The following is a 12,349-nucleotide window of genomic DNA, read 5'->3' as shown; positions in this document are numbered from 1 at the left end:
TGAACAACTCCACCATCACCGGATCGACCGCCGAGATCACCGCCACGCGAACACGATACCGACTGCCGCTCAACAACTTACGGGACAACCCTTAGGGGACCGCCTGCGCAGTATTCGCAAACGGCGTGGGCTCACTCAGACCGAGCTAGCAGAACGATCCGGTGTGTCGGTTCAGCTGATCAGGCTGCTCGAGCAGGGCGGGCAGGAGTCGACTAGGACCGAAACGGCGCGTCGGCTGGCGAACGCGCTGCGGGTCGAAACCTCTGCTCTGATTGTGAAACCGGATGCCGCCGACCCAGACGTGACCGATGTCGAACTGTGGGCCGATGTCCGACAGGCGCTGGCCGGTATCTATCCAGCCGATGAGTACACCGAACCGCCGACCGTCGCCGGTGTCAGCGCAACGTTCGCTGAAGTGAAGCCATTGTTCCGCGGTGGCCGTTTCGCTGAGCTTGCCCAGCACCTGGTGCCGATGTTGCGCGATGCGGATTATCTGGTCTCAGCGGCGGATTCAGACACGGTCGATGCACGCAGGCTACGGTCTCGGATTCGCCAGATGGTGGCCTGGCAAATGTGCCTGACCTGGCAGTTCGACGCAGCAGACCACGCAATCGCGTTGGCGCTGGATGATGCGCCGGATCTGCGGGCAGCTGCGCCGTTGGCGGATGCGGATTGCTGGCGCTGGATTCGGAAAGGCGACCTCGCCAAGGCCCGCGAGGTTGCAGCCAAGTGGGCGGACGATCTCGAACCGCGCCGAATCTCCAAGGCATCGCGAGAAGATCTCGCTAGTTGGGGACTGATGCTGCAACGGGTCTCCACAGCGGCGATACGGGACAACCGACCTGGGGAGGCAGATGACGCGCTGGCGTTCGCCCGCGTAGCCGGGATGGCGATCCGCCATGGCGAACACGACTCGAGAGACGGCCTGCTGCATGCATTCGGCCCGGTCACGGTACAGATGCTGGCTGCGGAGAACGCCATGGTGATCGACAAGCCGCAAGTCACTTTGGCGATCGGCGCACAGCTGGAGGGAACGAAATACCCTCTCCCGTGGCCGTGGCAGCGTCACCGCCTCGACGTCGCAGCAGCACATGCAGCGATGCGGCAGTACCCCGAAGCTCTGGCCGTACTTCAACAGATCCGCCGCGAGCTGCCCGAATGGCTGGTGAAACAAAGATTCGCGCGTGACATCCTGGCTGGCATGATCGACAAGCGCCGGACGCTCACGGCAGAAGTCCGTGAGCTAGCAGACTTCGTGCAGGTCCCGTACTGAGCAGCCTCACACAGTTACTGGCGAACAGGAATCATGAGGAGGCCCGGCATCGAGATCGACTCACTCGATGCCGGGCCCCGCTTGATCCCTGACCCGAAGGCCCATTTCGGTGAGCAGGCCGCGGATGTGTCGTTCGATCTCGGTGCGGATCGCGCGGACGGTGGCGCGGTCTTGTCCCGCGGGGTCGTCGAGCTTCCAATCGAGATAGCGTTTTCCGGGGTAGTAGGGACATGCGTCGCCGCAGCCCATGGTGATGACGACGTCGGAGGCTTCGACAGCTTCGGGCGTGAGGATCTTCGGCTTCCGGTCGGTGATGTCTATGCCGATCTCGTTCATGACTTCGGCGACCACAGGGTTGATCTCGTCGGCGGGGGCCGAGCCCGCGGAGCGGACCTCGATTTCGTCTCGAGCGAGGTGGGCGAGCAGGGCGGCGGCCATTTGGGAGCGTCCGGCGTTGTGGACGCAGACGAACAGCACGCTCGGTGTGGCTGGCATCGCGGCCTTTCAGTGCGTGTCGACGGTGTCGCGAGGGATGATGGCGTTGTCGGCGGCGGAGGCGGCGGCCGGGTAGAGGATGGCGACGAGGGCGAGGCCGGTCAGTGCGCCGAGGAGTTGGGCGGCGAGGTAGCCGGGCACGGAGGCGGGGGCGATTCCGGCGAAGGTGTCGGAGAAGACGCGGCCGATGGTGACGGCGGGGTTGGCGAACGAGGTGGAACTGGTGAACCAGTACGCCGCTCCGATGTAGGCGCCGACCGCTGCCGCGGACAGGGCCGCTCGCCCGCTGCGGGCCAGGCCGAAGACGACGGCGATCAGTCCGGCCGTGGCGACGACTTCCGCGATCACATGACCGGTGGTGATGCGATGGTGGGTGGAGATCTGCATCGCGGATCGATCGAACATGACGTTGGCGACGATCGCTCCGGCGACGGCTCCGGTCGTTTGGGCGGCGATGTAGCCAGGGAGGTCTCGGCCGGAAAGGCCGGTGCCTTGGCGTCGCCCGAGTAGCCAGTCCACCACGGAGACAACGGGATTGAAGTGTGCGCCCGACACCGGCCCGAAGACCAGGATCAGCACCGCGAGTCCGAGAACGGTGGCGGTGGAGTTCTCCAGTAGCTGCACGCCGACGTCATCGGGCGACAGTTGCTCGGCTGAGATGCCGGAGCCGACGACGACCGCGACGAGTAGAGCGGTGCCGAGGAATTCGGCCAGTAGCCGCCGCGTCAGGTCGGTCATCGCGCCGCTTCCGGAATGGTGATGTCGAGCAGGCGGGACAACTGCCGCAGCGCGGCGGGTTCGACGCGGTAGTACACCCACGACCCACGCCGCGCGCGGCTGAGCAGTCCGGCTTCGCGCAACACCTTCAGGTGATGGGAAATGGTCGGCTGGCTGACGTCGAAGCCTTCCGACAGGTCGCACACGCACGCCTCCCGCCCGGCATGACCGGCGACCACCGACAGCAGCCGCAAACGGACCGGGTCCGACAGCGCTTTGAAGACGCAGGCCAGCTCGATGGCGGCGTCGGCGGTCAGCGGTTGGCGGATCATCGGCGTGACCTCACACGATGGTGAGGTCACGCCGACGAGCGGTAACTCCTGTTTCGACACGGGTCGATATTGATATATATCGAATCCATAGGCAAGCGAACACCTGGTGAACGCCGTCCGGGGTCAGTGGCAGCAGGTGGCGCCCGAGTCGATTGCCTCCTTCTTGGCGGCCGAGCCGCAGCACGCACCTTCGGCGGCGGCTTCCTCGGCCGTGCCGCAGCAGGCCTGAACCGCCTCGGCGTCGGAAGGCGTGGCCGCACCGGTGAGTTCGGGGGCCGTACCGAAGGTTTTACTGTCGGCCAGCACGGTGTAGACCTCCCAGCGTTCGGCGTCCGGCGCGGTGACCCAGACTTTGTCCTGCGTGGCGAAGCAACAGGTGGTGGCGATCTGCTCTTCGGTGAACAACCCGGCTTCCGACAGGCGGGCGATCTCGGCGTGCACCTGATCGGAGGTTTCGACTTCGACGCCGAGGTGGTTGACGCTGCCGCCATGGCCGGGGTTCTCGATCAGCACGAGTTTGAGGGGTGGTTCGGTGACGGCGAAGTTGGCGTAGCCGGGCTTGCGCTTGGCGGGTTCGGTGCCGAACAGGGTCGAGTAGAACCGCACGGCTTGGTCGATGTCGTCGACGTTGAGGGCGAGTTGGATGCGGGACATGACTACCTCCACTTGTGTGACATATATCGAAGAACCGGTTCGATGCCGAGTCTGCCACCTTTTCGACATATGTCAACAAAGTGGGTAGAGTCGATCGCATGCCCAAGACGCTGCCCGTGATCGACATGTCCGCCCCGGTCTGCTGCGCGCCGGTCGCAGCGGGACCGGTCGACGACGCCGCCGCGCTGGCGGTGGCGTTGCGGTTGAAAGCGATCGCCGACCCGGCGCGGGTGAAGCTGCTGTCACTCCTGTTGACCAGCACTTCCGACGAGGAGAACGGCGGCGATCTCGCCGCGGCGGTCGGATTGTCGGAGTCGACGGTCAGCCATCACCTCGGCCAGCTGCGTAAAGCCGGGCTCGTCGAGTCCGAACGGCGCGGCATGAACACCTTCCACCGCGCCCGCCGCGACGCCCTAGCGGCATTGTGCTTCGTCCTCGACCCCAACTGCTGCCGCTGAACGGGATGCTCGGCAGGCAGCCGCGCTACCTCACGCGAACCCTCCGAGGCCGGACGAAAGCCTTCTGGGGGCCACGGGCAGCACTGCCGCGAGTGCCTCTGCCCCCCTCGAGATCAACGGCACATGGTGGAGGGGCTTACTCGCGAAATGCCACGGCCATGTGCCGTTGATCTCGAACTTATTTGGGAAGCGCGGTGACGCATTCGTACATGTGGCCGTCGAAGGAGCCGAGAGGGGCCACGCTCCAGAGCATTCCGGTTTCTTCCATGGCGGGGGTGTAGATTTCGCTGCCCGCGCTGTTGAAGTAGCCGAAGGACGTTCCGGGGAACTTCTTGCCAGAGGAATTCAGGTATTCCGTCATCGAGTCGACGAAGGCGGAGAAGCGCGCGGAGTCGCTGGATTCCTCTTCCGCTACCGCGGCGGCGTTCTGCGACCAGTCGTCGTATTGCTCCATCAGCGAACCGGAGGGCGCGGGTGTGCCGGACGGGAAGGCGATGGCCTCGTAGATTCGGGAGCGGTCGCGGAATCCCGACAACGTCCAATAGATCGACGACGCGTCGCCACGATCGACGCCCGCGTGGTCCGACATGTGGCACACGCCGTACGCGTGGACGTCCAGTTTCAAGCCGAGGCGGCTCAGCCAGCCGGGGAGCGCGTCCTCGAATTGGCCGAGACACGCCTCGTCGTCGCTGCCGTCCTCTTCCGCCTCGGTGGCAGCCATCAGGCAGGCGAGCTGGTACGCGCCATAGGCGTCGTCCCGGCCGCCGTTGGAGCCCTGAATGCGCTTCTTCAGTGCCTCGGGATCGCGCCTCTCGGTGCGGGTGGGCATATCGAAGATCTCGGCCTTCTTCATTCGAACCCTCCTTCACTCGATCATCCGGCATCTGTTCGTCCTCAACCCTGACCACACGCGGGCTTGCCGTCCTCGCACATTCCGGATGGTTCTCACGCTCGGGATGTGCGGCACGTCGGTTCCGGAGACGCCCGGGGCGGGCGGGCCGAGTCGGTGGCGGGAACGGCGGAGCATGCCGGCTCGCCGGCGGTCGAGGACCAAATGCCGGAGGTGAAGACCGCGGTCGCCGCGACCGCCACGCTTCCCGACGCAAGGCGGCAATACCGGAGGAATGATCGTGCAGTCCCTCGATTGTGTTGTGCCAGAACGATTGTCGACTGTTCTGGACAGATGTTACGTTGAACCACGGGCAAGCCCTGGAGTTCTCGCGAATCAACACGTCACCACGGCTGCGCGAGGTCTATCGCAATACCAGGGCCGCCCTCACGCCATGGGCGAAATCGACAGCGGTACGCGAACTGGACGTATTGGCCGCCGACGTCGTCGTCTGAATTGATTCGGGAAAAAACATGGGCCGGATCGGGCCGGAGACCTGGTCCGACGGCGCTGGCGGCACGTGTGACGAGGATTCCGTTCTGTTTGCCCCCCAACGACCCGGGTAAGCGGCCAATGTCCCGAGTCGCCCCACAAGGGAGCGCTTGTCAACCGAGAGACGCCCAGCCGCGAGACGATGCGAGTGGGCGAGGAAAGGGGTAGCAAGTGAGCACAATGGCCGCCACGGTGGACGTCGAGGTTCCGGTTCGCACCGCCTACAACCAGTGGACGCAGTTCGAGTCGTTTCCGCAGTTCATGGAGGGTGTCGAAGAGGTAAAGCAGATCGATGACCGGCATACGCACTGGCGTGTTCATGTCGGACCGTCGACGCGGGAGTTCGACGCGACCATCACCGAGCAGCATCCCGACGAACGCATCGCCTGGAAGTCCGACAGCGGACCCAAGCACGCGGGCGTCGTGACGTTCCATCGGCTCGACGACACCCACACCAGGGTGACCACGCAGATGGACGTCGATCCCGAAGGGTTCGTGGAGAACGTCGCCGACAAGCTCGGTGTGCTGAAGCACCGGGTGAACGGTGACCTGGAGCGCTTCAAGCACTTCATCGAGCATCGGGGCAGCGAGACCGGCGCGTGGCGCGGCGACATCCCGCGTCCGGACGCCGGCGGCACCGCGACCGAACGCGGCACGGCTCCCCGGCCCGGCGTCGGCGGAACCGGCATGCCAGGCGCCGGCGGAACCGGGACCCCGGGAACGGGCGGAACCGGGACCCCGGGAACGGGTGGAACCGGTAGCCCGGGTGTCGGTGGGACCGGCACACCCGGCACGTGGCCCGGCGGAACCGGTAGCCCCGGCGTCTGACCAGTGCGATAACGACGCCCCCTGGGTCTCCCAGGGGGCGTCGTTCGCGTCAGGCCGAGTCGCGCTCCTCATCGGTGTCCGCCGGATGCGCTTCCGGCGGCACCTGGACCGGGCGCAGCAGCGCCCAGGCCACGAAGGCCACCGCCACCACGCCCATGCCGAGCCCGGCCCACAGGTTCACGTTCACCCCGCCGGTCTTGGCCTGCTCGGCGGCGGTGTCGTGCACCAGTCCGGTGACCACGAGAACGATCGCGTAGCAGCCGAGCAACGCGCCGACGATGGTACGGATATCGAAAAACATTGCGGCGATTCCTTATCCGACGAAGATGTTGAGCGCGATCACGAGCACGAGCGCGATGCCGGCCAGCAGGACCGGGCGCTGGTACCAGGGCAGTGTGTCGGCCTCCGGGTCGGTGCGCACTTCCTTCGGCGTCTCCGAGTAGACCAGCCCGATCAGTTCCGCCGCCGGTTTCGGCTGGGTCACCTGGGTGACCAGGACACTGACGAGGATGTCGACCACGAACGCGACACCGGCGGCGACGAAGCTCGCCCCTTGGCCGGACAGCTCGAAGACCTTCGTCTGGTGCAGGATGAAAACGATTATGGCCGAGGCTGTTCCGCAGACCAGACCGGTCCAGCCCGCGGTCGGCGTCATCCGTTTCCAGAACATGCCGAGGATGAACGTGGCGAACAGCGGCGCGTTGAAGAAGCTGAACAAGGTTTGCAGGTAGTCCATCATGTTGCTGAAACCGGAGGCGATGAACGCGGTGAAGATCGCGGCCACGGTCGCGCCGATCGTGGCCAGCCTGCCCACGCCCAGGTAGTAGCCGTCCGCGCGGTCGCGCCGCACGTACTGCTGCCACAGGTCGTAGCTGAACACCGTGTTGAACGCGGAGACGTTGGCCGCCATGCCCGCCATGAACGCCGCGAGCAGACCGGCCAGCCCCACACCCAGCAGGCCGTTGGGCAGCACGTCCTTCATCAGGTACAGCAGCGCCTGGTTGTAGGTGGTGTCACTCTCGAAGTCCGGATTCGCCGTCACCGCCGCCTTGTACTCCGCCATCTGCGGCACCAGCACCGCGCTGATCATGCCGGGGATCACCACGATCAGCGGGATGAACATCTTCGGATACGCGCCGATGATCGGCGTGCGCCGCGCCGCGGAGATGGAGTGCGTCGCCATCGCGCGCTGTACCTCGACGAAGTTCGTGGTCCAGTACCCGAACGACAGCACGAATCCGAGCCCGAACACGATGCCGAGGATCGACAGGAAATCGTTGGAGAATCCGCTGAGCGCGTTACCGGGCCACGATTCCAGCTGCGCCGCGCCGCCCGGCGAGGCGGTCACTTTGTCGCGCAGCCCGTCCCATCCCCCGACCCGGTGCAACCCGACCAGGGTGAGCGGCAGCAGTGCGGCCACGATGATGAAGAACTGGAGCACTTCGTTGTAGATCGCCGCGGACAGACCGCCGAGGGTGATGTAGGACAGCACGATCACCGCGGCCACGATCACCGAGACCCACAGCGGCCAGCCCAGCAGCACGTTCACGATCGAGCCGAGCAGGTACAGGTTGACCCCGGCGATGAGGATCTGCGCGATGGCGAAACTCAGCGCGTTCACCAGATGGGCTCCGGTGCCGAAGCGGCGGCGCATGAATTCCGGCACGCTGCGGACCTTGGAGCCGTAGTAGAACGGCATCATCACCACGCCGAGGAACAGCATGGCGGGTACCGCCCCGATCCAGAAGTAGTGGAAGGTCGGGAAGCCGTACTCCGCGCCGTTGGCGGACATGCCCATGATCTCCACCGCACCGAGGTTGGCGGAGATGAACGCCAGGCCGGTCACCCAGGCCGGTAGCGAGCGCCCGGACAAGAAGAAGTCGATGCTGGATGACACCCGTTGCCTGGCCAGAAGGCCGATGCCGAGCACGAACACGAAATACAGGGCGACCAGCGCGTAGTCGACGGGCTGCGCGTCCAGGCGGAGGGTCTCGGCGGCTTCCAGGTGCGGTGGCGAAGCGGCCGAGTGCAGGCCGGGCACGGCGGCGAGAACGGACGAATCGACGAGCGGCACAGCATTCCTCCTGGCGGTGAAACCGGGGCGGCGAGCGAGGTCGTTCGTCGTGCGAGAGCCGCGTCGTGCTGGTCCTGCCCGGCGCGCGCGACCTCCTCGTCGCCCGCCGAATGGTGTCGGCAGACACCACTGTGCGCGATCATGCCCAACGGCGTGGCACATTCGCGCACAAATCCGGTCGGTCGCTCAGTCGACCCGGTGGGCTCCAGAGGCGGGGACCACCACGAAAGTGCGCGGATCGGGCAGATCCGCGTCGGCGAAACGCTGCCGCACCGACTCCGCCACCGCCGTGGTGCGGTCCTGGTCGACAAGCGCGATGACACTGCCGCCGAATCCGCCGCCGACCATCCGCGCGCCGTGCGACCCGGCCGCAAGCGCGGCGTCGACCGCCGCGTCGAGGGCCGGAGTGGACACCTCGAAGTCGTCCCGCAGCGAGACGTGTCCGGCGGTGAGCACCGGGCCGATTCCACGCGGGTCGACCACTTCCCGCAATCTTTCGGCAACCGCGAGCACTCTGGCGTTCTCCGTCACCACATGCCGGGCGCGCCGACGCAGCACGTCGTCGGCGATCCGGGTGGTGTCCGTCGCCGACGACACGTCGCGCAAGGTCTCGACGCCGAGCGCCTCGGCCGCCGCAGCGCATTCCGCGCGGCGCTCGGCGTAGCGGCCGTCGGCCAGTTCGTGCGGCTGGCCGGTGTCGACGACAAGGAGTTCCAGCCCGAAAGCGCCGAGGTCGAAAGGGATCTGCTCGGCGCCGCGCGGCGCGGCGGTGTCGGCGGCGAATGCCCGCACGTCCAGCAGCAGCGCGTGCCCGGCGGTGCACAACATCGCGGCCGATTGGTCGAGCAAGCCGGTCGGCGCGCCGACGTAGTCGTTCTCGGCGGCGCGGGCCATGTCGATCAGCGTGCGATCGGTCAGGCCGGGCGCGAACAGATCACGCAGCGCGATGGCCACCGCGCAGGACAGCGCCGCCGAGGACGACAGGCCCGCGCCGATCGGCACCGCGCCGTCGAGGTCGAGATCCACGCCGGGGATCCGGTGTCCGCGCCGGGTGAACTCGGCGACCACGCCGAGCGGATAGCGTGACCAACCGGGCACCCGCGCCCGCGCGCCTTCGAGGTCGGACACCGCGACGAGCACCGGCTCGCCGGGACGCTGCCGCGAGCCGACCCGCACCAGCCCGTCCGTGCGTGGCGCCGCCGTACACCGCGCCACAAGCGGCAACGCGATCGGCAGGACGTAGCCGTCGTTGTAGTCGGTGTGCTCACCGATGATGTTGACCCGCCCCGGCGCCACCCATGTCCGCACACTCGCTCCTCGCTGTCCCGGTCGGTGCCAGGGTACGAGACACGCCGCCCGGACATCGTTTTCGGCCCGGTTGGCTGCGGGATCGGCGTTTCTGCCGCAGAGTCGAATTCGACGCAAGTCCGGCCTGCGAAATCTGGTGGCCGCGGCGGATCGGGAGGGCACCATGATTCACGACACCTCACGCGGCGACCTACGCGCCCGGCCGCGCCCGGATCGGCTGCGGCCGCCGCTGGAGCGGACGTTCCCGGCGCCGCTGACGATCGAGATCGGCACGGCGACCGGAGCGGGACCGACCGCCATGTCGGCATTCGACGCGGCGCTGCGCGGTCTCGGCGTGGGTGAGGCGAACCTGATCCGGTTGTCGTCGGTCATCCCGCCGCGCGCCACCGTCGAACGGATCGGCCGGGTACGCAAGCCGATCCCGTGGGGTGACCGGCTGTACTGCGTCTACGCGGTGCGGCACGCCTGCGAACGCGGCGCGACCGCCGCCGCGGGCATCGGCTGGGCGCTGCGCGACGACGGCTCCGGGGCCGGATTGTTCGTCGAGCACGAGGCCGAGACCAGCGACGAAGTCGCCGCCCTGATCCGCGCCAGCCTGGCGGACATGACCCGCCACCGTGGCGACGGTTTCGGCCCCGTCCAGTTGTGCACCGTGGACGCCACCTCCGACGGTGACCCGGCGTGCGCGCTGGTCCTCGCCGCGTACCACACCATTCCGTGGGGTCCGCGATGAGCGAGATCACCGTGACCGTCGAGGCGGCGATTCCGGAGGAACGGATCGCGATGTTCCATCGCTTGTACGAGGAGGCGTTCGGCCCGTTGCGCGCGAAGGCCATCGCACGGCAGGTGCTGCACCCGGAGGAGTTCCGCGAGGAGATGGTGGATCCCCGCGTGCAGAAGTACGTGGCGCACGCCGACGGCGAGCCGATCGGCGTCACTACGCTGACCAGGCATCTGGAGACCGTGCCGTGGATCAGCCCGGACTATTTCGCGGCCCGCTATCCCGAACACGCGGCGCGCGGCGCGATCTACTACGCGGGTTTCACCCTTGTTGCGCCAAGTGCCCGCCAAGGGGCGGCGTTCCATGCCATGATCAAATCAGTTGTCCAGATATTGGTTGCCGAGCGCGCCGCGGTCGGTTGGGACATCTGCTCGTACAACAACACTCGGTTCTCGTTCGCCGACAGCATCAGGGCGGTGCTCGACGAACAGGCGAACGTCGAAGTCGCGGTGGAGGATTCACAGATCTATTACGCGGCCCGGTTCACCGGGGATGGAGCGACCAAGGGGGGCTGATGACACCCAGTGAACAGCCACAGATCAGCTGTCGGCGCGGCATCGGATCGGGCTGGTACGCGGTACTTCTGGGGGGAAGCGGGGCCGCGATCGCGGTCCATCTGGCGCTGGACTCGCACGTGGCGGCGTTCGTGACGATGACGATCATCGTCGGCGCGACCCTCGCCATGATCGCGGTCGGCGTGCGCACGCACCGGCCCGCGCACCCGTTGCCGTGGTATCTGCTGTCCGGCTCGGCAGTGCTGTTCGCCACCGGCACCACGCTGCGCGACATCGGCGACCACGCGGTCCATCCGCTCGACGACGCGTTCACTCTGCTCGGTTACCTCGGCGTCGGGCTCGCGGCGCTGATCTGGTTGTGGCCGCGCCAAGTGCACGGCGATTACGACCTGCTCCTGGACTCGGCCCTGATCGGGCTCGGCGCGCTGCTCGCCTCCTGGACCTTCCTCATCTCCCCGATCCTGCAATCCACCACGACCGGGCTGGACGCGCTGGTGGCGGCGACCTACCCGGTACTCGACGCGCTGCTGCTGACCTTGGTGGCGCACTCCATGGCGACCTCCACGCGCGCGGAGACCTCGCTGTGGTTGCTGCACGCTGGACTCGTCGCGGTGCTGCTCGGCGACTTGGGCTACAGCCTGGAGACCGCGGGCGCGACCGTGTTCGGGCGTGAAGTGCTGCTGGCTCCCCTGCTCGCCGCCTACGCCACCGTGGGCGCCGCGGCGCTGCACCCGACCATGACCACGCTCGGCACGCCACGGCGCATCCACCCGCACCACTCCAGGCAGCGCGCCAGCCTCATCGCGATCGCGCTGATCGTGGCCTCACTGGTGCCGGTGGTCGGGTCGAGCCTGCGCCCGCTCGATCGCGTGGTGGTGTCGTCGCTGTTCGGGTTCCTGCTGATCGGCATGCTGGTGCGCAGCGAGCGCGCCATCGTGCGCAGCGCCCGCAGCGAGCGGCGCGCGCAGTACCAGGCCGACCACGACATACTCACCGGATTGCTGAATCGGGCCGCACTGCTGCGCGCGCTGCGGCAGCGCGGCGAACAGTGGGCCGAGCAACCGATCTCGCTGCTGTTCATCGACCTCGACGGCTTCAAGCGGGTCAACGACAGCTACGGGCACGCCGTCGGCGACGAACTCATCTCGACGGCGGCCGGCCGGATCCGGCGAGTCGCGCGCCACGAGGACGTGGTGACGCGCTACGGCGGCGACGAATTCGTCGTACTCGCCCGGCTCGCCCGGCCGGAGGCCGCCGTGCTGGCCGAACGGCTGCTCGGCGCGTTCGTCCGGCCGTTCGGGCTGAGCGCCGGGGAGATACCGATCACCGCGAGCGTGGGCGTGGCGTGCGTCGGTCCGCGCAGCTCGGACACCGACGTGCACGGCCTGCTCCGGGACGCGGACGCGGCCATGTACCACGCGAAGCAGTACTCGCTCGGTTACGCGTTCCACGACGACGTGCGGCACACGCCTCCCGGCACCGACCGACGGATCTGGCGCACGGCTGCCCGATCCGCCAGTCCCGCGGTGTGAC

Annotated in this window: 14 protein-coding genes and 1 pseudogene; 7 read left to right on the top strand and 8 right to left on the bottom strand. The window is 67.3% G+C overall.

Annotated features, from left to right (window positions below; genetic code table 11):
• Nucleotides 1-22 precede the first annotated feature (22 nt).
• On the top strand, nt 23-1,273 hold the full coding sequence (locus tag ACWEO7_RS32355; RefSeq protein WP_452428868.1) for a helix-turn-helix domain-containing protein: 1,251 nt from the start codon (nt 23-25) through the stop codon (nt 1,271-1,273).
• Between the two features lie 60 nt (nt 1,274-1,333).
• On the opposite strand, the gene ACWEO7_RS32350 is transcribed toward ACWEO7_RS32355, so the two are convergent.
• The 4 genes from ACWEO7_RS32350 to ACWEO7_RS32335 form a co-directional block, all read right to left on the bottom strand.
• Nucleotides 1,334-1,768, bottom strand: a complete 435-nt coding sequence (locus ACWEO7_RS32350; protein WP_452428864.1) for an arsenate reductase ArsC — start codon at nt 1,766-1,768, stop codon at nt 1,334-1,336.
• A 9-nt stretch (nt 1,769-1,777) separates the two neighbouring features.
• Complete coding sequence (locus ACWEO7_RS32345) at nt 1,778-2,506, bottom strand: aquaporin (RefSeq protein WP_452428863.1); 729 nt, start codon at nt 2,504-2,506, stop codon at nt 1,778-1,780.
• The gene (locus tag ACWEO7_RS32340) at nt 2,503-2,877 is read right to left on the bottom strand and encodes an ArsR/SmtB family transcription factor (protein ID WP_452428861.1); all 375 of its coding nucleotides are present in this window, start codon (nt 2,875-2,877) and stop codon (nt 2,503-2,505) included. The genes ACWEO7_RS32345 and ACWEO7_RS32340 overlap by 4 nt, the downstream gene beginning before the upstream one ends.
• A 63-nt stretch (nt 2,878-2,940) precedes the next feature.
• Nucleotides 2,941-3,471: an ArsI/CadI family heavy metal resistance metalloenzyme gene (locus ACWEO7_RS32335; protein WP_452428859.1), complete on the bottom strand. Its 531-nt coding sequence runs from the start codon at nt 3,469-3,471 to the stop codon at nt 2,941-2,943.
• Between the two features lie 98 nt (nt 3,472-3,569).
• Here ACWEO7_RS32335 and ACWEO7_RS32330 point away from each other — a divergent pair, with 98 nt between their 5' ends.
• A complete protein-coding gene (locus ACWEO7_RS32330) occupies nt 3,570-3,929 on the top strand; it encodes an Rv2640c family ArsR-like transcriptional regulator (RefSeq protein ID WP_452428857.1) in 360 nt (119 codons plus the stop codon).
• Nucleotides 3,930-4,107: 178 nt separating this feature from the next.
• On the opposite strand, the gene ACWEO7_RS32325 is transcribed toward ACWEO7_RS32330, so the two are convergent.
• Nucleotides 4,108-4,782 carry a hypothetical protein gene (locus tag ACWEO7_RS32325; RefSeq protein WP_452428855.1) on the bottom strand — a complete coding sequence of 225 codons (675 nt, stop codon included), beginning with the start codon at nt 4,780-4,782 and terminating at the stop codon, nt 4,108-4,110.
• A gap of 338 nt (nt 4,783-5,120) precedes the next feature.
• On the opposite strand from ACWEO7_RS32325, the gene ACWEO7_RS32320 reads away from it, so the two are divergent.
• Both ACWEO7_RS32320 and ACWEO7_RS32315 read left to right on the top strand, forming a co-directional pair.
• Entirely contained in the window at nt 5,121-5,273 is a 153-nt protein-coding gene (locus tag ACWEO7_RS32320) for a hypothetical protein (protein ID WP_452428853.1), read from the top strand.
• 217 nt (nt 5,274-5,490) lie between these two features.
• Nucleotides 5,491-5,937, top strand: a pseudogene (locus ACWEO7_RS32315) (SRPBCC family protein); the annotation flags it as partial.
• A 250-nt stretch (nt 5,938-6,187) separates the two neighbouring features.
• Here the strand turns inward: ACWEO7_RS32315 and ACWEO7_RS32310 are convergent.
• The 3 genes from ACWEO7_RS32310 to galK form a co-directional block, all read right to left on the bottom strand.
• On the bottom strand, nt 6,188-6,439 hold the full coding sequence (locus ACWEO7_RS32310) for a hypothetical protein (protein ID WP_450025441.1): 252 nt from the start codon (nt 6,437-6,439) through the stop codon (nt 6,188-6,190).
• A 12-nt stretch (nt 6,440-6,451) separates the two neighbouring features.
• A complete protein-coding gene (locus ACWEO7_RS32305) occupies nt 6,452-8,143 on the bottom strand; it encodes a sodium:solute symporter family protein (protein ID WP_452428866.1) in 1,692 nt (563 codons plus the stop codon).
• Nucleotides 8,144-8,398: 255 nt separating this feature from the next.
• Complete coding sequence (galK, locus tag ACWEO7_RS32300; protein ID WP_452428851.1) at nt 8,399-9,520, bottom strand: galactokinase; 1,122 nt, start codon at nt 9,518-9,520, stop codon at nt 8,399-8,401.
• A 163-nt stretch (nt 9,521-9,683) separates the two neighbouring features.
• On the opposite strand from galK, the gene ACWEO7_RS32295 reads away from it, so the two are divergent.
• The 3 genes from ACWEO7_RS32295 to ACWEO7_RS32285 are packed head-to-tail and all read left to right on the top strand — an operon-like array spanning nt 9,684 to nt 12,348.
• On the top strand, nt 9,684-10,253 hold the full coding sequence (locus ACWEO7_RS32295) for a pyruvoyl-dependent arginine decarboxylase (RefSeq protein WP_452428849.1): 570 nt from the start codon (nt 9,684-9,686) through the stop codon (nt 10,251-10,253).
• Entirely contained in the window at nt 10,250-10,816 is a 567-nt protein-coding gene (locus tag ACWEO7_RS32290; protein WP_452428848.1) for a hypothetical protein, read from the top strand. Before ACWEO7_RS32295 ends, ACWEO7_RS32290 begins: the two co-directional genes overlap by 4 nt.
• Nucleotides 10,816-12,348, top strand: coding sequence for a diguanylate cyclase domain-containing protein (locus ACWEO7_RS32285; protein WP_452428846.1), 1,533 nt, complete (start codon nt 10,816-10,818; stop codon nt 12,346-12,348). The genes ACWEO7_RS32290 and ACWEO7_RS32285 overlap by 1 nt, the downstream gene beginning before the upstream one ends.
• Nucleotide 12,349: the final 1 nt, after the last annotated feature.

The sequence above is a fragment of the Nocardia sp. NPDC004260 genome, assembly GCF_053603155.1.
This window is presented reverse-complemented; position numbering and strand designations above follow the sequence as displayed.